General features: G+C 66.7%; 20 protein-coding genes. 10 read left to right on the plus strand and 10 right to left on the minus strand.

Annotated elements, in window-relative coordinates; translation table 11 throughout:
- Positions 1-89: 89 nt before the first annotated feature.
- Positions 90-2411: an FdhF/YdeP family oxidoreductase gene (locus tag AAHB16_RS23545; protein ID WP_150371270.1), complete on the minus strand. Its 2322-nt coding sequence runs from the start codon at positions 2409-2411 to the stop codon at positions 90-92.
- Positions 2412-2694: 283 nt separating this feature from the next.
- Between AAHB16_RS23545 and hmpA the strand changes: the two genes are divergently transcribed.
- The 4 genes from hmpA (at position 2695) to AAHB16_RS23565 (ending at position 6351) form a co-directional block, all read left to right on the plus strand.
- Positions 2695-3882, plus strand: coding sequence for an NO-inducible flavohemoprotein (hmpA, locus tag AAHB16_RS23550; RefSeq protein ID WP_150371271.1), 1188 nt, complete (start codon positions 2695-2697; stop codon positions 3880-3882).
- 173 nt (positions 3883-4055) lie between these two features.
- The gene (locus AAHB16_RS23555; protein ID WP_342052121.1) at positions 4056-4550 is read left to right on the plus strand and encodes a cupin domain-containing protein; all 495 of its coding nucleotides are present in this window, start codon (positions 4056-4058) and stop codon (positions 4548-4550) included.
- A 14-nt stretch (positions 4551-4564) separates the two neighbouring features.
- A complete protein-coding gene (locus tag AAHB16_RS23560; RefSeq protein ID WP_342052122.1) occupies positions 4565-5248 on the plus strand; it encodes a DsbA family protein in 684 nt (227 codons plus the stop codon).
- Positions 5249-5370: 122 nt separating this feature from the next.
- Positions 5371-6351 carry an aldo/keto reductase gene (locus AAHB16_RS23565; protein ID WP_150371273.1) on the plus strand — a complete coding sequence of 327 codons (981 nt, stop codon included), beginning with the start codon at positions 5371-5373 and terminating at the stop codon, positions 6349-6351.
- A gap of 19 nt (positions 6352-6370) precedes the next feature.
- On the opposite strand, the gene AAHB16_RS23570 is transcribed toward AAHB16_RS23565, so the two are convergent.
- From AAHB16_RS23570 to AAHB16_RS23580, 3 genes are read right to left on the minus strand one after another with little or no spacing between them, the layout of a single operon-like run.
- On the minus strand, positions 6371-6877 hold the full coding sequence (locus tag AAHB16_RS23570) for a 2,4'-dihydroxyacetophenone dioxygenase family protein (RefSeq protein WP_150371274.1): 507 nt from the start codon (positions 6875-6877) through the stop codon (positions 6371-6373).
- A gap of 16 nt (positions 6878-6893) precedes the next feature.
- Positions 6894-7328, minus strand: a complete 435-nt coding sequence (locus AAHB16_RS23575; RefSeq protein ID WP_150371275.1) for an ester cyclase — start codon at positions 7326-7328, stop codon at positions 6894-6896.
- Between the two features lie 51 nt (positions 7329-7379).
- The gene (locus AAHB16_RS23580; RefSeq protein ID WP_150371276.1) at positions 7380-8363 is read right to left on the minus strand and encodes a Bug family tripartite tricarboxylate transporter substrate binding protein; all 984 of its coding nucleotides are present in this window, start codon (positions 8361-8363) and stop codon (positions 7380-7382) included.
- Positions 8364-8572: 209 nt separating this feature from the next.
- Here AAHB16_RS23580 and AAHB16_RS23585 point away from each other — a divergent pair, with 209 nt between their 5' ends.
- From AAHB16_RS23585 to AAHB16_RS23595, 3 genes are all read left to right on the plus strand, one after another.
- A complete protein-coding gene (locus AAHB16_RS23585) occupies positions 8573-9127 on the plus strand; it encodes a VOC family protein (RefSeq protein ID WP_150371277.1) in 555 nt (184 codons plus the stop codon).
- Positions 9124-9900, plus strand: a complete 777-nt coding sequence (locus tag AAHB16_RS23590) for an SDR family NAD(P)-dependent oxidoreductase (protein ID WP_342052123.1) — start codon at positions 9124-9126, stop codon at positions 9898-9900. The genes AAHB16_RS23585 and AAHB16_RS23590 overlap by 4 nt, the downstream gene beginning before the upstream one ends.
- Positions 9901-9961: 61 nt before the next feature.
- Positions 9962-11110, plus strand: coding sequence for a LacI family DNA-binding transcriptional regulator (locus AAHB16_RS23595; RefSeq protein ID WP_342052124.1), 1149 nt, complete (start codon positions 9962-9964; stop codon positions 11108-11110).
- A 27-nt stretch (positions 11111-11137) separates the two neighbouring features.
- Here the strand turns inward: AAHB16_RS23595 and AAHB16_RS23600 are convergent, their stop codons facing one another.
- From AAHB16_RS23600 to AAHB16_RS23610, 3 genes are all read right to left on the minus strand, one after another.
- Entirely contained in the window at positions 11138-12421 is a 1284-nt protein-coding gene (locus AAHB16_RS23600; RefSeq protein WP_342052125.1) for an Nramp family divalent metal transporter, read from the minus strand.
- A gap of 113 nt (positions 12422-12534) precedes the next feature.
- On the minus strand, positions 12535-13788 hold the full coding sequence (locus tag AAHB16_RS23605; protein ID WP_150371281.1) for an oxalate decarboxylase family bicupin: 1254 nt from the start codon (positions 13786-13788) through the stop codon (positions 12535-12537).
- A gap of 220 nt (positions 13789-14008) precedes the next feature.
- Entirely contained in the window at positions 14009-14896 is an 888-nt protein-coding gene (locus AAHB16_RS23610) for a LysR family transcriptional regulator (protein WP_150371282.1), read from the minus strand.
- Positions 14897-15020: 124 nt separating this feature from the next.
- Here AAHB16_RS23610 and AAHB16_RS23615 point away from each other — a divergent pair, with 124 nt between their 5' ends.
- The 3 genes from AAHB16_RS23615 (at position 15021) to AAHB16_RS23625 (ending at position 18477) form a co-directional block, all read left to right on the plus strand.
- Complete coding sequence (locus AAHB16_RS23615; RefSeq protein ID WP_342052126.1) at positions 15021-15809, plus strand: citryl-CoA lyase; 789 nt, start codon at positions 15021-15023, stop codon at positions 15807-15809.
- A gap of 104 nt (positions 15810-15913) precedes the next feature.
- Complete coding sequence (locus AAHB16_RS23620) at positions 15914-16891, plus strand: Bug family tripartite tricarboxylate transporter substrate binding protein (RefSeq protein ID WP_342052127.1); 978 nt, start codon at positions 15914-15916, stop codon at positions 16889-16891.
- Positions 16888-18477, plus strand: a complete 1590-nt coding sequence (locus AAHB16_RS23625) for an AMP-binding protein (protein WP_342052128.1) — start codon at positions 16888-16890, stop codon at positions 18475-18477. Before AAHB16_RS23620 ends, AAHB16_RS23625 begins: the two co-directional genes overlap by 4 nt.
- 5 nt (positions 18478-18482) lie before the next feature.
- Here the strand turns inward: AAHB16_RS23625 and AAHB16_RS23630 are convergent, their stop codons facing one another.
- The 3 genes from AAHB16_RS23630 to AAHB16_RS23640 all read right to left on the minus strand — a co-directional run bounded on the left by AAHB16_RS23630 (position 18483) and on the right by AAHB16_RS23640 (position 20718).
- Positions 18483-19133 carry an alternative oxidase gene (locus AAHB16_RS23630; RefSeq protein ID WP_342052129.1) on the minus strand — a complete coding sequence of 217 codons (651 nt, stop codon included), beginning with the start codon at positions 19131-19133 and terminating at the stop codon, positions 18483-18485.
- A gap of 102 nt (positions 19134-19235) precedes the next feature.
- Positions 19236-19841 carry a LysE family translocator gene (locus tag AAHB16_RS23635; protein ID WP_150371287.1) on the minus strand — a complete coding sequence of 202 codons (606 nt, stop codon included), beginning with the start codon at positions 19839-19841 and terminating at the stop codon, positions 19236-19238.
- Positions 19842-19863: 22 nt separating this feature from the next.
- Complete coding sequence (locus tag AAHB16_RS23640) at positions 19864-20718, minus strand: AraC family transcriptional regulator (protein WP_150371288.1); 855 nt, start codon at positions 20716-20718, stop codon at positions 19864-19866.
- Positions 20719-20861 lie beyond the last annotated feature (143 nt).

Raw genomic sequence — 20861 nt, forward strand, 5'->3', positions numbered from 1 at the left:
TGTGACTCCTGCCGGTTTGGGTGGATGCACCGCCCGGGCGATGGCCCGTTTGGCGCGAGGTGGGAATCCGTACGAAAAAGCATGAAGGTTCAGGACGCCGCGGGCAGGGCCGGCGCCGCTGTCCGGTGCAGCAGTACCGGGATGGACTTCGACGTGGGCGTATTGCAGACGTCGGCGACGCTGTCGAGCGGGACCAGCGGATTCGTCTCTGGATAGTAGGCGCCAATGCAGCCGCGTGGAATGTTGTACTCCACCAGCAGGAAGCCAGGCGCGCGCCGTTCCACGTCGTCATCCCATACCGTCGTGATATCGACCCATTCTCCGGCCCGCAGGCCGAGCATGGCCAGGTCGTCACGGTGGATGAACACGACTCGGCGCTGGCCGAAGACGCCACGGTAGCGGTCGTCGAGCGCATAGATCGTGGTGTTGTACTGGTCGTGGGAGCGCGTGGTCATCAGCACCATCACGCGTTCACCAAAGCGGGCCTGCGCGCGGCGGATCGGCGTATCGACCACCAGCGGGTTGACGAGGAACTCGGCCTTGCCCGACGCGGTATCCCATTCCCGCTCGCGCGCCGCCACGCGCATATGGAACCCACCCGGATGGGCGACGCGCTCGTTGTACTGCTCGAAGCCATCGACCACCGCCTCGATCTTGTCGCGAATGCGGCTGTAGTCCTGCGCGTACCAGCGCCATGGAATCTTGTCTTCGCCAAGCGTCGCGCTGGCCATATTGGCCACGATCGCGGTCTCCGACATCAGCATCGGCGTCGCTGGCTGCTTCATGCCGTACGAGATATGCACCATCGCCACCGAATCCTCGACCGTCACGCCCTGCGCGACGCCGTTCTGCATGTCGATCTCCGTGCGGCCGAGCGTGGGCAGGATCAGGGCCGCCTTGCCGTGGATCAGGTGGCTGCGGTTGAGCTTGGTCGCGATATGCACGGTCAGGTCGCACGATCGGAGGGCATCCCACGTGATCTCCGAATCGGGCGTGGCCATCGCGAAGTTGCCGCCGAGCGCGATGAATACCTTGACCTTGCCTTCGCGCATCGCTTCGATGCTCTCGACCACGTCATAGCCGTGCTCGCGCGGCGGCTCGAAGTCGAACACGCTGCCCAGCCGGTCCAGAAAGGCCTGCGTCGGCTTCTCCTCGATGCCGACCGTGCGGTTGCCCTGCACGTTCGAATGCCCACGAATGGGGCATAGTCCCGCGCCTTCGCGGCCGATATTGCCGCGCATCATCATCAGGTTCGACAGCAGCTGGATGGTCTGCACCGAATGCTTGTGCTGTGTCAGGCCCATGCCCCAGGTGCAGATCACGCGCTTGCCGCGCGCGTAGATGAGCGCCAGGCCCTCGATGTCCTCGCGCGCCACGCCGGACTCGGTCTCGATGGTTTCCCACGTTTCCCTGCGCAGGTCGTCGGCAAACGATTCGAAACCGTGGGTATGCGTCGCAATGAATTCGACATCCAGCACGCGCTCGGCATTCGCCGCGACGGCTTCGTCGTCGAGTTCCAGCACGCGCTTGGCCACGCCCTTGATCAGTGCGAAGTCGCCGCCGAGCTTCGGCTGGACGAAGACGGAGCAGATATTGGTGCTGGACAGCGTCAGCATCTCCACCGGGCTCTGCGGGTTCGTAAAGCGCTCGAGCCCGCGCTCGCGCAGCGGATTGATCGACACGAGCGTGGCGCCGCGCTTCGCGCATTCGCGCAGCTCGCCCAGCATGCGCGGATGGTTCGTGGCCGGGTTCTGGCCGAACAGCAGCAGCGTGTCCGCGCTTTCGAAGTCGCGCAGCGTGACCGTGCCCTTGCCGACGCCGACCGAGAACGGCAGTCCGCGGCTGGTCGCTTCGTGGCACATGTTGGAACAATCGGGGAAATTGTTGGTGCCATAGGCGCGCGCGAACAATTGATAGAGGAACGCCGCCTCGTTGCTCGCGCGGCCGGACGTGTAGAACGCCGCCTCGTCGGGGGAGGGGAGCGCGCGCAGGTGCGCCGCAATCAGATCGAAGGCCGCCTGCCACGCAATCGGGCGGTAGGTGTCCGTCATCGGATCGTAGGCCATCGGCTCGGACAGCCTGCCGTGCTGCTCCAGTTCGAAGTCCGACTGCTTCATCAGCGCCTCGACGGTATTGGCCGCGAGGAATTCGCGCGTGACGCGCTTGCTCGTGGTCTCCGCCGCGACGGCCTTGACGCCGTTCTCGCAGAACTCGAACGTGGACGCATGCTCGCGATCGGGCCATGCGCAGCCGGGACAGTCGAAGCCGTGGGGCTGGTTCTGATAGAAGAGCGCGCGGTAGTTGAGCCCGTTGACCCGTTCGCGGAGCAGACTGAGCGCAACGTACTTGATGGCGCCCCAGCCTGCGGCGGCATGCGTGTAAGGGGCAATGCGTGGCTTCTCTTGGCTCATCGTTCGCTCCGGGGGCTGCGGCTGGCGGGCTCGTGCCCGCTGATGTGGCCCATCATGCGTCCACCCTCACGCCGAGCCTGTCGTGCATCCGCGCGCGATTTCAAGAACGCACGCTTTCGATACGTCACTAGCTGCTGAAACGATAGCGCAGCGGCACATCGGCCGCGAGCCCGGTTTGCATCTTTTCACGGGGCTTAACCGACGGCTGGGCGCGCGGCGTTGCGAAGCCCGCGTTCGCCGCCTACGCTGAGTACGCCAATCACGCGAAGAAGGGAAGCTCGGCATGCTATCGACCGAACACCAGCACATCGTCAAATCGACGGTCCCGCTGCTCGAAGCGGGAGGGGAGGCGCTGACCTCGCACTTCTATGACCTGCTGCTGACCGAACGCGCCGATCTGCGCGGCATGTTCAACAGCGCGCACCAGGCCACCGGCGCGCAGGCGCGCGCGCTGGCGGGCGGCGTGCTGATGTATGCGAAGCATATCGACGAGCTCGACGCGCTCGGGGAGCTGGCAGGGCGCGTCGTCAACAAGCATGTCTCGCTGCAGGTGCAGCCCGAACACTATCCGGTCGTGGGCGAGTACCTGCTGCGTTCGATCCGGGAAGTGCTGGGTCCCGATGTGGCCACGCCCGTCGTCATCGAGGCATGGGGCGCGGCGTATGGCCAGCTGGCCGACATGCTGATCGCCGCCGAGCACGATATGTACGGTACGCAGGCCGCGACCGAAGGCGGCTGGCGTGGCTTTCGGCGGTTTCGCGTGGCGGAGCGCGTCGTCGAGTCGGAAGAGATCGTGTCGTTCCATCTGGTACCGGAGGACGGCGGGCCGGTCATGGTCAATGCGCCGGGGCAGTACATCGCGATACAGGTGATCGTGGATGGCGCGCCGCTGCGCAGAAACTATTCGCTCTCGGCGGTTTCGGATGGCACGCGCTATCGCATCAGCGTCAAGCGCGACCCCGGTGGCGTGGTGTCGGGCTTCCTGCACGACCACGTGAAGGCGGGCGATATCGTCGAGCTCACGGCGCCCGCGGGCGTGTTCCAGCTTGCGGAAACGACGCGGCCGCTGGTGCTGATCGGCGGTGGCGTCGGTCAGACGCCGCTGATGGCGATGCTCGAAGCCGCGGCGGCGCAGGGGACGCGCGATATCCGCTACCTGCATTTCGCGCGCAGTCCGGCGGTGCAGGCGTTCCGCATGCGCGTGGAGCAGCTGGCTGCCGAGTATCCGCGGGTGACATTCGCGTTCTTCTACGACCACGATCCGTCGGTGCCGGGCGGCCTGCCGCCGGGGCGCGTGTCTCGCGACCTGCTGGGTGCGTCCCTGCCGGCCGATCGCGACGTGGATGTCTATATCGTGGGTCCGGCACCGTTCATGACGACCGTGGTCCAGTCATTGCGGGAACTCGGCGTGCCGCCCGAGCGGTGCATCACCGAGTTCTTCGGGCCGCATCAGGCGATGGCCATCGACTGATCGCGCGCCGTGCAGGAACGCGCCGCTGCGGCCGAACACGTGAAACCTCTTCTGCATGTCGGAACTGCGGCCATTTGTTCCGCCGCGTATCAATTCATGTTCTCCTGCGGCCGTTTATCCGCGCGGCGCTGCTCCCTATAGTTCGAGCCACATGCAACCGAGAGGTATCGATCATGAATGGCATAGCGAGGCAGGCAGGCGTATGGATGGGCATGATGGCGGGCCTGGCGGGCGCATTGCCCGCGCCGGGCCACGCGGCGGGGCTGTCGCCGAAGGAGAACGGCGCCATCCGTCAGGAAGACATCAAGTGGTCGGCTTTCCCGGCATTTCCGAAGGGCGCGCAACTCTCGGTCCTCGTCGGCGACCCCGCGCGGCTGGGACCCTACGTCGTGCGCGTGAGCGTGCCGGCGGGCGTGAAGCTGATGCCGCACGTGCATCCGGAAGACCGCATCTATACCGTGATCTCGGGCGTGTTCTATATCGGCCTCGGCGGCGAGTTCGATCCGCAGAAGCTCGTGGCCTATCCCCCGGGCAGCGTGATCGTGCTGCCGGGCGGCACGCCGCATTTCCACTGGGCGCGCTCCGGCGGCTACGTGACGCAGGTCACGGGTACCGGTCCGCTCGGCATCGACTACGTCCATGCCGACGACGACCCGCGCAACAAATGATCGAAGGACACGTCATGACGCAGGAACTCGAACTGATCTATATCGGCGACCCGATGTGCTCGTGGTGCTACGGATTCGGCAAGGAGATGACGGCCCTGCAGGCCAAGCTGGGCGAGCGGTATCCCGGCCTGCCGCTGCGCATACTCGTCGGCGGCATCCGCGCGGGCGCCACCGACTTGCTCGACGACGCGGGCAAGCGCTTTCGTCTGCAGCACTGGGCGCGCGTGGAACAGGCCAGCGGCCTGCCGTTCAACCGCGAGGCATTCCTCGCGCGCGAGGGCTTCGTCTACGATACCGAGCCGATCTGCCGCGCGGTGGTGGCGGCGCGTGGCCTTGTGCCCGACGCCGATCTGCTGGCCGTCTTCCGCGCGCTCCAGCGGGCGTTCTACGTCGAGGGACGGGATACGACGGACGGCGCGGTGCTGGCCGAGGCCGCGGTCGCGGCGCTGACCGCGCAAGGGCACGATGTGACGGCCGAGGCGTTCCTCGCGGCATGGCGAAGCGACGCCGTGATGGCCGAGACCGCGCAGGATTTCCGCACGGTACGGCAGTGGGGCGTCAACAGCTTTCCCGTCGTCGCCCTGCGCGCCGGGCAGAACCTATATCAGGTGGCGGCCGGCTATACGCCCGTGGAAGCGCTCGTGAACCAGTTCGAGCGGGTCGTGGAGAGCGCCCGATCTTCCAGCGCAGCCGCATGACGTTTTCACGATCGCCGCATGATCTTTCCAGATAGAACGAAATATGATGTCGATGGCCGCCACGTTGCCCAAATGCACGGGGCGAATGCCATCGAACACATTTCGACTGTCTGGAGAGCGTAATGAAATACCGGAAGCTTGGCAGGACCGGGCTCGACGTTTCCGCCGTATGCCTCGGCTGCATGACCTATGGCGTGCCCGAGCGCGGCGCGCACCCGTGGACGCTGGATGAAGAACAGAGCCGCCCGCTGATCCGGCAGGCGGTGGAAGCCGGCATCAACTTCTTCGACACGGCCAATGTGTACTCGGATGGCACGTCGGAAGAGATCGTCGGACGTGCGCTCAAAGACTTCACGCGCCGCGAGGAAGTGGTCATCGCGACCAAGGTCAACGGCCGCATGCACAAGGGCCCGAATGGCGCCGGGCTGAGCCGCAAGGCGATCCTGCAGGAGGCCGACAACTCGCTGCGGCGGCTCGGCGTCGACTACATCGACCTGTACCAGATCCATCGCTTCGATTATTCGGTGCCGATCGAGGAAACGCTCGAAGCGCTGCACGACCTCGTCAAGGCCGGCAAGGTCCGCTATATCGGCGCATCGTCGATGTTCGCGTGGCAGTTCGCGACGATGCTGCATACGTCGAAGGCCAATGGCTGGACGCGCTTCTCCACCATGCAGAACTACGTGAACCTGCTCTATCGCGAGGAAGAGCGCGAAATGCTGCCGCTGTGCCAGGCGGAAGGCATTGGCGTGATTCCATGGAGCCCGCTCGCGCGCGGCCGCCTCACGCGCCCGTGGGACGAGAAGACGAGCCGTACCGAGACCGACGAGTTCGGCAAGAACCTCTACGCCCACACCGCCGATGCGGACCGCAAGGTCGTGGAAGCGGTCGCACAGGTGGCCCGCGCACGCGGCGTGCCGCCCGCGCAGGTGGCGCTCGCCTGGGTGCTGTCCAAAAGCGGGATCTCGGCCCCGATCGTCGGCGCGTCGAAGCCGGGCCACCTCGAAGACGCCGTGGCCGCGCTGGAACTGACGCTGACGAACGAAGAGCTCGCGCAACTCGAGGCGCCCTACGTTCCGCACGCGGTGGTGGGCTTCTCCTGATCCGCCCAGTGCTGTACGCTCAGTCGCGCGAGAATTTCGCGCCGCTCCCCGGCCGGATATAACGCGGCACCGGCAATCCCATCGCCCTGGCCGCATTGAGAATGCCGTCTTCGATCGCGCCCGCGTCGCGCACGCCCTGGAACTCGCCATCTTTGAAGATGACGTTCGCGCCGTACACGACCATAAAGCCCTCCGCGGGCTCCTTCGCGTCGGCCGGTACCGAGAACGTATGGATCGAGCCGCCCGGTTCGTAGAGATAACTCCCGGCGGTCTGCCGGTCGTCGGGATACTCGACGTAGTTCCATTCGCCGCGCGTCGTGAAGAAATGCACGGTTCCCGTGTGGAAGTGGGGCGGCAGCGTGGTGCCGGGATCGAACTTGCCGTAGAGCACCCAGACGCCGTTCTCGCGATCGAGAAACAGCGGGATGATGGTCGAGCCGGCCTCGGAGCCGGGGAACGGCGTGGCGTCTCCGATATTGACCGAGAGCAGGCGTTCCTGATGCGTAAAGGACTTGGGCAGTGCCATGATGGGTCTCCCGGGATTAGAGCAAGCCGAGCGCGCGCAGCTTGGCGTCGGGCGCCGAGTATGGACGTTCGCAGACGATCTTGTCGGAGCCCGGCGCGAACTCGAAAGTCGCCGCCATGCGCACGCGGAACGTGCGGCCGGTCGGCGCGAAGACCTTGCCATTGGCGCGCAGCGGTCCAAGATGGGTGCCCTGCAGCCAGAACTCCACGAGCACGGTTTCGTCGGCCGCGGCAATCGCGATGATCTCGTTCTTCAGGTCGGGAAAGGGCTCGCGCGAGGCATCGAAGTAGCCGCGTACCTCCGCTTCGCCGTCGAAGATCGCGCCGGTGCCGTGCATCTCGTAGCGCGGATGCGCGAACGTGCCGATGACCGCGTCCCAGTCGTGCACGCATTCGAGCGCCATATGATCGCGCACGGTCTGGATGCGTGCGGCGTCGAGTGTGGTCGTCATGAGGATTCCTGTGGTGACTTGTGTAGAGGGTGTCGAGGGTGCGGACAGGTTTCAGTCGAGGCTGATATTGGCCTGCCGGGCGATCTCCTTCCATATCGGGATATCGCGCGCGTTGATGGCCTGCTGCTCGGCGCCGGAGAGGTAGCGCGCGGAGATGCCGAGCGACAGCAGCTTGTTCACGACCTCGGGCTCCTTGAGCGTGCCCTCCAGCGCCGCGGACAGCTTGTCGACGATCGGCTTCGGCGTCTTGGCCGGCACATACGCGGCCCAGTTGAGCTCGCGGTCGAAGTCCACGCCCTGTTCCTTGTAGCTCGGCACCTGGGGCAGGCTCGGCGAACGGCGCGTGCAGACGGCCAGGGCCTTGACCTTGCCTTCCTTCACGAAAGGCGTGGCGGTGACCATATCGACGAAGCCCACGGCAATATGGTTGCCAAGGATGTCGGTGATGATCTGCGACGTGCCCTTGTACGGCACATGCTGCATGGCGATGCCCGTCTTCTGGCGCAGCACTTCGCCGCAGAAGTGGCCGGTGGAGCCCGCGCCCCAGCTTGCATACTGGATCGGCGCGGCCTGGCCCTGCGCCATCTGCCTGCGCGCCATCGCGATCGTCTCCGCGAGGTTGTTCGCGGGATAGCTGTTCGACGCCACCATCACGATCGAGGAACTGCCGATCGCGCCCAGGCTCTGGAAATCGCGCAGGGGATCGTAGGGGAGCTTTGCATAAGTCGCCGGCGCAAGCTGATGCGTCGACATGCCGCCGATCATGATCGTGTAGCCATCGGCCGCGGCCGTGGCCACCGCGTGGGTGCCGATGGTGCCCGCCGCGCCAGGCTTGTTCTCGACCACGACGGGCTGCCGCAGCCGCGCGGACAGCCGCTCGGCCAGCAGGCGCCCGAGGATGTCGCCGCCGCCGCCGGCCGAGAACGGCAGCAGCATGCGGATCGGGCGGTCGGGATAGTCGGCGGCGTTATCGGGCGCCGCGATCGACGCGGTGGATATCGCCAGCAGCAGGGCGGCGGCGAGCGTGGTCTTCATGCGGGGTCTCCATGAGTCGTCGCCCGTCGTCGGTCGCTGCGCGGGCGTTCTTGATTTCGCAAACGTGTGGAAACGTTTCCATAAAGTTTCGATCGAGGCGTCAGCAACGGCAATCATGGTTAACGCTATATGCTTGAACCGCCGCTGCTGCTCTACACTCTGAGATTGGAAACGTTTCCACAAATATTGCAGAGAACAGGGAGACCGGCATGAGCCAGCAGTTCGGCGGCGTGCGCCAGATCGGCTACGTCGTCCACGACATCGAACGCGCCATGCGCCACTGGAGCGAAGTCCTCGGCGTCGGCCCGTGGTTCTACAAGGAAGCGGTGGGCACCACCGAGTTCCGCTACTACGGCAAGCCATCGGCACTGCCGGACCTGTCCATCGCGCTGGCCAACTCCGGCGGGGTGCAGATCGAACTGATCCAGCAGCGCAACGACGCGCCGTCGTTGTATCTGGACTCGCTGGCACGCGGGGGCGAGGGCATGCAGCACATCGCCTACTGGACCGGCGACCGGTTCGACGTGTATGCCGAATGGCTGTGCGCGCGGGGCTATGTCGAGGGGCACGGCGGCCGCATGGGCATGCGCGGCCGTTTCGCGTACTACCTGCATCCGGACCTGCCCGGCAATATCGTCGAGATCTCGGAGATGGCGGGCGGCAAGGGCGAGTATTTCGCCACGATCGCCGCCGCCGCGCAGGCATGGGACGGCACGGACCCGATCCGGCGGATCGCGGTCCCGGCACCGGCGGTGAACGTATGAGCACGCTCGCCATCGACCCGCCGGCCTCCCGCGTTGCCGTGATCACGGGCGCCGCGCGCGGCATCGGCCTTGCGATCGGCCAGCGGCTGGCGGCCGAGGGCAGCGCGGTAGCGCTATGGGACCGCGATGCCGCGGCGCTCGATGCCGCCGCGGCGGCATTGCGCGAACGGGGCGCGCGCGTTCATGCGGTCGCCGTCGATATCACCGCCCGCGCGCAGGTGGAGCAGGCGTTCGCGCAATCGGTGGCGGGACTCGGCACGCCGACCGCGCTCGTCAACAATGCCGCGATCCTTGCGCGCAGCGGCCCCACGCTCGAGGCTTCGCTCGACGACTGGAAGCGCGCGTTCGACGTCAACGTGTTCGGCGCGCTGACGTGCGCGCAGGTGGTCGTGCCGTCGATGGTGGCGGCCGGCTGGGGACGCGTGGTCAATATGGCCTCGGTCGCCGGCAAGGACGGCAACGCGTTCGCGGGTGCCTACGCGGCCTCGAAGGCGGCGCTGATCTCGCTGACCAAGAGCCTCGGCAAGGAACTCGCGGAGCACGGCGTGCTGGTCAACTGCATCACGCCGAGTGCGGCCGATACCGAGATCTTCGGCATGTATCGCGAGGAAGAGCGCGAGCCGTTGCGCGAACGCCTGCTTGCGCGCGTGCCGATGAAACGCTTCGTGCGCGTGGAGGAAGTCGCGGAGATGGCCGCGTGGCTGTGCTCCGCGCAGTGCAGCTTCAGCACGGGCGCGGTGTTCGATATCAGCGGCGGCCGCGCGGTCTACTGATCGGTGCCCGACCCGATCGGCGATAATCCCACGCACCACTGCCCACCACGCTCACTCGTTCATGCGCCGCACGCGACCGCCCGATTCGGACAAGCCCGCTGACAAGGCCATCGCCAAGGCTGCAACGCGGCCCGTCGTGTCCCCCCGCGTCACGATCCGTGACGTGGCGCGCGCGGCCGGCGTATCGCTGGGCACCGCCTCGCGCGCGCTCAATCGCAGCGGTCCCGTGAGCGAAGCGGCGCTGCAGGCCGTCGAGCGCGCGGCCAGGGAACTGGCTTACGCGCCCGATCCCATCGCGCAAAGCCTGCGCACGGGGACGTCGGGGGTCGTGGGCCTGCTGGTATCCGACCTCGCCAACCCGCTCTATGCGCGCATCATCACCGCCGTGGAGATGCGTCTGCAGCGCGAAGGGTATGCGATGGTCGTCGGTAACACGCACAACAGCAATGCGCGCGAGGACATGATGGTGGAGCTGTTTCGCCGCCGTCGCGTGGATGGCCTGATCCTCGGCCCGTGCGAGGTCGAGCGTCCGGACCATTTGCGGCAGCTTGCGCGCGACCTGCCCGTGGTGGCGCTCGACCGCGACTTCGGCGACGAAGGTGCCGGCGTCCATGTGGACCACTTCGGCGGGGCCCGCGACGCCACGCAGTATCTGCTCGACCTTGGCCATACGCGCATCGCGCTGATGACCTCCGACGGCGCGCTGCGTCCCGGCCGCGAGCGCATCAACGGCTATCGGCACGCGCTCGCGGGTCGCGGCGTCGCGGTCGATGACACGCTCGTGCGGTCGAGCCGCTCGGCCATGGACTTCTCGTTCAGCGATGCGCTGGCGTTGCTGTCGGCCCCGGATCGTCCCACGGCGTTTGTCTGCCTCGGCACGCGCATTCTGTCCGGCGTGCTGCAGGCCATGAAGCAGACCGGCCTGCGTGTCCCGCACGATGTCAGCCTGATCTGCGTGGGCGATGGCGATCTGCCGCAGCTGTACTCGCCCGCGATCACGGCGGTGAGCTGGGATCTGGAAGCCGTGGGCACCGCCGCGGCCGAGGTGCTGATGGGAGCGATCGGCGGCAGCGGGGCGGCAGCTACGGCGACCGAGGCAGCCGATACCGCGGCCTCCGCCACGATCGATCCCCGCGCGCGCCGGGAGATCCGGCTGACCACGCACGTGATCGTGCGCGAGTCGTGCGCGCCGCCGCCCGCGCGGGCGTAGCGTACAGGCAGACGCCAGCGGCGGCCATCACATCACCGCCTGCCAGATCAGCAGGCCGTTCAGCGCGACGATCAGCACCGCCGCGGCCGACGCCGCCACCAGCACCCGGCGCTTCATCGCGAACTCGCCCATCACGCGGCGGCGCGCGCCGAGCACGAGCAGCGCGATCATCGGCAACGGCAGGGCCATGCTCAGTACCACCTGGCTCGCGATCATCGCGTTCGTGACGTTGCAGCCCAGCGCGACGATCGCGAATGCCGGGGCGATCGTCACCACGCGCCGCACCCACATCGGAATGCGCACGCGCACGAAGCCCTGCATGATGATCTGGCCGGCCATCGTGCCGACCACGGAACTCGATACACCCGAGGCCAGCAGCCCGATCAGGAAAATCACCGCGGCACCGCCGCCGAGGATCGGAATCAGCGTGTGATAGGCCACGCCGATGTCGTCGATGGCCGGCGCGCTCTTGTGGAAGACGGTAGCCGACATGACGACCATCGCCATATTGACGAGCGCCGCCGCGCCCAGCGCGAGCACGACCTCGCGGTTCGAGAAGCCGATCAGCCGTCGCCGCTCGTGCACGTTCGCCGTGACCGCGCGGTGCTGGGTAAGACCGGAGTGGAGGTACAGCGTATGGGGCATGATCGTCGCGCCGACGATACCGACCGCGAGCATCAGCGCATCCTTGTCGCGCAGATGCGGGACGATGGCATGCACGGCCACGGCAGACCAGTCGGGCGGGGCGATCAGCAGTTCGCATACGTACGTGCCGCCGATCACGGTCACGAGCAGCGCGATGGCGATCTCCAGCGGCCGAAAGCCGCGGGACTCGAGCGACAGCAGCGCGAAGGTGACCACGGCGACGATGCCCATCGCCGCGAGCATCGGCAGATGGCACAGCAGCGATAGCGCGAGCGCGCCGCCGAGAAACTCGGCAAGATCGGTGGCGATCGCCGCGATCTCCGACGCGACCCACATCGCGAGCGATACCGGCCGCGGGAAGTGTTCACGGCAGAGCTCCGCGAGATTGCTGCCCGTCACGATGCCCACCTGCGCCGACAGCGCCTGGAAGAACATCGCGATCAGGCTCGACAGCAGCACCACCCACAGCAGCTCGTAGCCATAGCGCGAGCCTGCCTCGATATTGGTGGCGAAGTTGCCGGGATCCATATAGCCGACCGAGGCGACCAACGCCGGGCCGACGAACGGCAGGAACGCGCGCAGGCCGTTGCGGCGCCCCTCGAGCGCCGCGCGCATCGAGCGCGACGTCCGGTCGGTCAGCGAAAGAGTGGTACTGGACGTTGTCATCGGTCGCACGGCATGTTCCCCCTGTCATGTGTGGCGCCTGTTATTGCTTGTTGTCCTGTGGTGTTGTCTTGCAATGCAGCGGGCGGCCGCGGCCGCCCGGGTGCCGCGCCGGCTTATTCCGGCATGATGTCGGGCCGGTCGCTCGGGAATTGCGCGAGCGTGGCGGCATCGATGTTCAGCGTCTGCATGACCATCTCCGGCGGGGTGTGCGCGAGCCAGTCGGACAGGCCCACCTCGGCGAAGTGATCGGCCTTGAAGACCTCGACCATGATCAGGTCCGTATTGCCGACGTTCTGCACGTAGTGGCCGAGGCCTTTCTTCACGTAGCCGATATCGCCCGCGTTGAAGTCCGCCGTCATCGCCTTGGGGCCGGTGTCGAACACCGTCATGCGACCCTTGCCCTTGATGTAGTACTGCCATTCGTCGGCATTCGGATGCCAGTGCAGTTCACGCAGGCCGCCCGGCTTCACCGTGACGAGCGCGGCGGCAACGTTCTGCGAGATCTTGAAGTTGCGGCTGTCGGCAATCTGCACCTGGCCGCCACGCGTCTTCTTCACGGGTGCGGAATCGGAGAGCGAGAACACCACGGGCAGCGCGGGCGGGCCCTTCTTCGATGCCGACGCGCGCTGCGCGGCGGCCAGCGGACCGGGCTCCTTGCCCTGGAAGATCCAGAGGTTATCGACGGGGATGTTCTTGAACGCGTCCGCGGGCACGCCGAAGTTCGCGGCCAGCACTTCGGGCGGCGTATGCGCGATCCAGTCGGTCAGCAGCAGCGTATTGAATTCCGATGCCATGCCGTTGTCGAACGCGATCAGGAACTCGGCGCCCGTGGTGCCCGCGCCCTGCAGCGAGTGCGGCAGGCCCGGCGGGAAGTACCAGAGGTCGCCGGCCTTCACGTCCTGCACGGACGGACGGCCTTCCTCGTCGAGCGTCGTGATGCGGCACTTGCCGTCGAGCATGATCGCCCACTCGGCTTGCTGGTGCCAGTGCATCTCGCGAATGCCGCCCGCGGACAGGCGCATGTTCACGCCCGAGATGTCTTTGGAGATTGCGAAGTCTTCCTGCGTGACCTCGCGTGCCCAGCCGCCGTTCTGGATGCGCTTGTGCGCATTGTTGAACGAGGCCCAGAACAACGGCATGCCGTTGACGTCGGTCGCCGGCGCGTTCTGGAACGAGGGGAACTGTTCCTGCAGCGCGGGGTTGCCCGGACCGGGATCCGTCAGGCCATTGCGATTGACCGCGTTGATGGCGCCTTCGGGCGGCCGGTCGGGGTTGCCGAAGGAGGCTGCATGGGCGGAGGCGGCAGCGGCGGCGAAGGCGGTGGTGGCAGCACCGATCATTACCTTGCGTCGGTTCAGGTCAGTCATGTTGTTCTCGCTGGTAGAGGAGGGGCTATTTGGCTATCTGGACTCTCATCGGTGAGTGATGAAGAGTTGAATCCAGTATTGGCCCGCGGCACTTTCCTCTGACTGACCGAACTATTACAAAACCGTCACTAAGCGGCGCACATCGGAAACCGGTACGTCATCGCGACAAAAACGCCACCACCGATGGGAAGACCCGGCGCCGGGCGTCCGGCAACGGCGGTCACGTGGGGATATAGCTCAAGGCCACCTTGCGCAGCAGCGCGCCGAACGCGGTCTCCAGCGGCGCGCGCGCGCGGCGGCTGCTATAGATCAGGCCCGTCGTGCGCGTCGGACGCGGACTCTCGAGCGGGATGGCCTTCAGCGGAGAGTCCGGCGTCAGCGCATAGCGCGAGAGGATCGTCGGCGCGCCGGTCTCGCGCACGAGGTTCAGCAGCGACGGAATCGTGCCGGACTCGATGATCACGTTCGGTACCGTGCCGGCGGAAGCCAGCGCATCGTCGATGATCTGCCGCGTCTTGTAGCGCGCGGACAGCATCACCATGTCGCGCCCATGCAGCTCGATCATGCGCACGCGCTTGCGCCGCGCGAGCGCATGGTCGCCCGGCAGAAACAGCACGAGCTCTTCGTCGCATAGCGGCTCGAACACCATGTCGTGCGCATCGGTCGGCTGGTAGGCGATGGCGAGGTCCATCTCGTTCCCCCGCAGCGCGCGCGTCATATCGGCCAGCGTCAGTTCCTCGATGGTCACGCGCACGTTCTCGTGCTGCTGCCGGAACAGCAATACCGTGCGCGGCACGATGGCCAGATTGAACGTCTGCGACGTGGCGATGCGCAGATGCCCCGACAGCGTGGCCGACGCCTTGAGCAGCGCGGTGCCGCTGTCCAGCGTTTTCAGCGCCTCGATGACCTTCGGCAGAAACAGCATGCCGGCCGCCGTCAGGCTCACGCGCCGCTCGGTGCGCTCGAACAGCACCATGTCGAGCTCGTTCTCGAGCTGCTTGATCTGGTGCGACAGCGTCGGCTGCGTGACGTGAACCTGCTGGGCGGCCGCGGTGAAGTTCAGCCGCTCCGCCAGCGCCACGAAATATCGCAGATGCCTGAGTTCCATGTTCGGGCTCGTATTGGCTATAGATGGTGTCGATGATTAGCATACAAATAATCTACTTTGTCAATCTAGCGCGTCTCCTTAGAATCTTCTCGAAACAAAGCGTGCAGACAACGCAGGAGGAGACATGAGAATCGGCAGGCAAGACGACCCGCATACCGCCATCTGCATGGCCGATGCGGACCACATCACCATCCGGGGCAAGGACCTCTGCGACGACCTCATCGGGAGGATCGGCTTCGCGGATTTCTATGTCTTTCTGCTCACGGGCAGCACGCCCACCGCCGCGCAGAGCCGCCTCGTCAACGCGACCCTGGTCGCCATCGCCGAGCATGGCCTCACGCCGACCGTGCTCGCCGCGCGCATGACCTACGATGCCGACCCCGCCGCGCTGCAGGGTGCGGTCGCGGCGGGCATCCTCGGCGCGGGCACGGTCGTGATGGGAACGTCGGAGCTGTGCGGACGCTTCCTGCACGAGATCGTCACCGCGCACGCGGCATCGGGCGATACGCTCGACGCCGTGGCGCAACGCGCGCTCGCGGCGCGCAAGGCCGCGGGGCAGACCGTGCCCGGCTATGGGCATCCGCTTCATGCCGGCGGCGATCCGCGCACCGCGCGCCTGCTCGCGCTGGCCGAGGAACTGCAGGTCCGCGGCCCGTACCTCGATGCGCTGTTCGCGGTGGAGCGGCTGATTCCGTCGGTCTATGGCCGCCAGCTGCCGATCAACGCATCGGGCTCGATTCCGGCGGTGCTGCTGCAGGCGGGCTTTCCGGTTGGCGCGCTCAAAGGCATCCCGATCCTCGCCCGTACGGCCGGCTTGCTCGCCCATCTGTACGAAGAATCGGCCCGGCCCATCGGCTTTCTGATGGCCGACCGCGCCGACCGGTCGATTGCCTACGACGGCCCCGCGCGCTAGCGGTTCCGCCAAACAGACGACAGCGGACGCAACGACGTCCGCGCACTATCCCAAGAGGAGGAGACACGATGACCCGAACCACGCCCCGCGCTCGACCGGGCGCCATGCCAGCGATGACAGGCGGCCGGCGCGCACTGCTGCTCGCCGCCTGCGCCACAGCCTGTGCGCTCGCATTTCCCGGCGCCCCACGCGCGCAGTCCGGCAAGACCACGCAGGTCATCGTCCCGTACTCGGCCGGCGGCACCACCGACCGCATCGCGCGCATCGTCGCCAACGGCCTCTCGCAGGAACTGGGCGAAACGTATGTGGTGGTCAACAAGCCCGGCGCGGGCGGCACGCTCGGCACCGCCGAAGTCGCGCGCGCAAAGCCCGACGGCAGCACGCTGGGCGTCGTGTTCGATTCGCAGGCCGTCAACCAGCATATGTTTCGCGCGTTGCCGTACGACACGTTCAAGTCGTTCACCTATGTCACGCTCGTCGTCTCCGCGCCGCACGTGCTCGTCACGAGCAAGCCCTACGCGTCGCTGGCCGCGCTGACGCAGGCGGCGAAGGCAAAGCCGGGCACCGTGTCGTTCGGGTCCACGGGGCAGGGCACGTCGAATCATCTGTATCCGCTGCTGCTCGGCAATCTGGCTGGTGTGGACCTGCTGCCCGTCCCGTATCAGGGCGGTGGCGGGTCGTTTCTGCCGGACCTGCTTTCCGGCCGCTACGACATGGCATCCGGCACGCTCGGCTACTTTCTGCCGTATATCAAGGACGGCCGCCTCCACGCGCTGGCCACCGGCGGCGTCAGGCGATCGCCGTTGCTGCCCAACGTGCCGACCGTGGCCGAGACCTATCCCGGGTTCGAGGCCTCGTCATGGGTGGGCCTGATCGCGCCGGCCGGCTTGCCGAAGGAGGCCGCCGACCGGTTGCGCAATGCGGTCCGCCGCGCGCTGGCCAACCCGGCGCTCAAGGAGCAACTGCTCGCCGAAGGCTACGACATCGAGATCTCGTCGTCGGAAGACTTTGTCGCGCGCGTGCACAAGGAATCGGATCGGCTCGGTGCGCTGATCCGCGAAAAGAAGCTTGGCGAGCAATGATGGCGAATTCCGATTCACTGCTGTACTCGGCCGCCGGTGTCGGCGACATGATCGTCAACGCGCTCGAGCGCCACGGCCCGCGGACTGCGTTCGCCTGCCGCGGCCGGGCGGTGACCTATACCCACGTGGCCGAGCAGATCAGCCGCACGCTGCAGCATTTCGAGGCCATCGGCCTCAAGCGCGGCGATGCGATCATGCAGCTCACGAGCAATCGCCACGAGATGTTCGTGATCATGGCGGCCGCGTTTATCGGCGGCTATGTGTCGGTGATTCCGAACTACTCGGCCAGTCTCGACGATCACCGCTATATGCTCGAGGACAGTGGCGCGGTGCTGCTCGTCGTCGATGTGGCACGGACCGCGCGCGGTCAGGCGCTCGTGAAGGACGCGAGCCCGACGTCGCAACAATCGTTGCGGCTGGCCTCGCACGATGCCGTGCCCGGCATCGCCGATTTCTGGCGCGAAGTTTCCGGCTACACACCGCGGCCGCTGCAGGCGTGCGAGGCGCCCGACGACAATATCCGCCTGATCTACACGGGCGGCACCACGGGCGTGCCCAAGGGCGTGATCACCGAGAGCCGCGCGCTCGCGTTTGCGTCGCTGCTCCATATCGCCGAACAGGGTTTCGATAGCGCGACGCGGCTGCTCGTGTCGTCGCCGCTGTCGCATGGCGCGGGCGCGCTCGTCATTCCGGTACTGGTCCGCGGCGGCACGGTCGTCGTCCACGACGGCTTCGACGCGGACCGCACGCTCGATGCCATTCACGCGGGCGATGCGACCACGCTGTTTCTGGTCCCGACGATGCTCTACGCGCTGATGGACCACCCGCGCATCGCGGCGGTGAATCTCGGCAGCCTGCGGCGCATCGTCTATACGGCCGCGCCGATCTCGCAACACCGCCTCGCGCAGGCGCTCGCGCTGTTCGGGCCGATCCTGCACCAGAACTACGGGCAGACCGAGGTGCCGGGCACCATCCTGTCGCTGACCGCGGAAGATCATCTGCATCCGCGCGGCGACAAGCTGACTGCCGCGGGCAAGCCGTATCCGTGCGTGTCGGTGCGGCTCGTCGATGACCTGGGCAACACGCTGCCGCGCGACGGTGGCATCGGCGAACTGTGCGTCCGCGCGCCGCACGTGACTCGCGGCTACTGGAACAAGCCGGAGGCCACGCGGGAACTGCTGCGCGACGGCTGGCTGCATACGGGGGACATGGCCTATCAGGACGCCGACGGGTACTTCCATATCGTCGATCGCAAGAAGGACATGATCATTTCCGGCGGCTTCAATATCTACCCGCAGGAACTGGAGAACGCGCTAGCCGGTCACCCTTCGATCGCAAGCGCGGCCGTGATCGGCGTACCCGACGAGAAGTGGGGGGAGGCGGTCAAGGCCATCGTGGTCCTGCGCACGGGCGCGGCGGCCACGGCGGAGGAACTCATCGCGTTCGTCAAAACGCGAAAGGGGCCGGTGATGGCCCCCAAGACGGTGGAATTCACGACATCGCTACCGCTGACCCCGCTCGGCAAGATCGACAAGAAGGCGTTGAGAGCTGGCTATTGGGAGGGACGCGCGAACGCCGTGGTGTGAGTCGATCACCCAACCTGATGCACCGCGGTCCGCGCCAACGCATCCGCATACCCATGATTCACATCGCGGTGCCCACACTCGTCCTCCCGCACCGCCACCACCACATCCCGCAGCCGGGCCGTCGGCGCGAGGTTCCAGTAAGCGATCGCGATATCGGGCGCCGGCACGTTCTCCACGCGGCCCGCGTCGATCTCCGCGAGGTACAGCGTGTAGCTGATGACGGCCTGCTCCTCGAAGTATCCCACCAGCCGATGCGCGGTGCGCGCCGACACCAGGTACAGCACGAAGAACGCCACGAAGAACACCGCCTGCACCACCAGAATCACCGCGCGCTCGAACCAGCTGGGCCTGGCGATCTCGATAAACGTCATCAGGTGCATCCGTTCGTTCTCGGCCTCGTCCAGCAGCGTGCGAATCCAGTCATGGTCGTCGATCATCCACCGCAGGCACTTCAGGTGCACGAGCATCGCGCCGACCATGCCGGGCACCGCGGCCACGGTCTCCAGCACGATGGCCCGGTTGCCATAGCGCCTGGCGAAGAACGTATCCGCAAAGAACCGTAGCGTCAGCGTGATGCCAAGCGCGATACGGTCCGAGAGGCCGCGGGTTTCACGATGCAGGTCCAGGCTGCGGGGGGTGTTGTCATGGGCTTCCATGATGCGCTCCGTTGGGTCGTCGTCGTTTAATGTGTATTTACGATACATCTTTAAGCGGACGACAGCAAGGACATTTTGCTGCCCCGCAACAGAAGCGAACCGCTAACCGAGAAACCCCCACCAGGCCGAGCCGAACAGCAATACCGCCATCAGCCGGTCGAACCGCTTCACCCAGACCGCCGACCGCAAGAGCCGCGCGGCCGCGGCACCGAGCCAGGCCCATACGAACATGCAGGGAATGGCCACGCAGAAGAACACCAGCGACAGCAGCGCGACGTCATGGGTCTGGTCGGCGTCATGCCCGGCAAACAGGCTGACGACGGCAATCCCCATCACCCATGTCTTCGGATTGACGAGCTGCAGCCCCGCCGCGCCGAGGAAGCCAAGCGGCCGCGCGGCCGGCGCGCCGCTGACTTCCACGCCGGTGGGCGCGCTGCGAAACAGCTGCCACGCCATGCGCGTGAGCCAGAGCGCGCCGGCCAGCGCCATCGCCCGCTGCAGATCGGGATGCTCGGCCAGCGTATGGCCAATGCCGAGCCCCACGGCCAGCACGAGCAGCGCGGCACCGCCGCAGCCGCCGAGAATCATCGGCACCGATGCGGTCACACCGCGCCGCGCGCTGTTGGAGAACACGAGGATATTGGTCGGCCCGGGCGTGATCGATGCCACGAAGGCGAACAGGAGAAAGGGGAGGAGGGCGGGATTCATGCGCCCAGTATTGCGGCGCGGCCTAGGGGGCGTCTGGAACGTTTGAGCAGCGCTCACGGTAGTGCGCGGGCGTCATGCAATAGGTGCGCCGGAACCAGCGGCCGAGGTGGCTCTGATCGGCAAAGCCCGACGCCGCGGCCGCATCCGCCGGTGTCGCGCCCGTGGCCATGAGCCGCCGCGCATGCGAGAGCCGCAACTGCACGAGGTAGGCATGAGGCGCAAGCCCGAACGCGGCCTTGAACGCGCGTGTCAGCCGATAGCGATCCACGCCGGTCGCGCGGACCAGATCGTCGAGCCCGATATCCTCGGCGGCATGCTCGTGCAGGAACTCCCGCGCGCGCTGCGCCACCACGGGCAGCCGCGGATCTTCCCCGATACGCCTGCGCCAGTGCACATGCGCGGTCAGCCGATCGAACAGCGCATCGAGCGCGGCATCGCGGACGATGCGGAGCTCGGGATCGTGCGTGGCCCGGAAGGCGTCGGCCGCCGCCGTCGCCAGCGCGGCATCGGGCATCAGCGTATGGGCGAAGCTCGGCTGAAAACGATCGGGCATGTCGGGAAACAGCGCGCGCAGGCGCGTATCCACCATGTGCGGATCGAGGCAGAGAATGGAGTAGGTGAACCCGTCGGGCGCTACCGCGTGGCCGTCATGCACCTCGCCGGGTTCGAGCATGAACACCTGGCCCGGCGTGCTGCTGATCAGCGACTTGCGGCAATGGAACTGCTGGATGCCCTGCTCGGTATAGCCGACCATGTAGTAGTCGTGCCAGTGCGGGTCATAGGCGTGCCCCTCGAAGTGCGCGCGCAGCGTCTCGATCCCCGAGGCAGCATCGTGCCGGAGGTCGATCCAGTTGCGGGAGGGGGTAGCGGTGTCCATGACGGTCGGGAGGGCGGCGGAACGACGATGTTACCGCGCCCCGCGCCGGCCGGTCTGGAACGTTTGTGCAGCACCCGCGCGCCCCGCTCGTCGAAGAGCGGGGCCATCGGGCGCAGGTCCTAATGCACGGACGTCAAGGCACG

Origin of the sequence: Cupriavidus sp. OTU4054, from assembly GCF_038440175.1 — a bacterium.
GTDB lineage: Bacteria > Pseudomonadota > Gammaproteobacteria > Burkholderiales > Burkholderiaceae > Cupriavidus > Cupriavidus pauculus_D.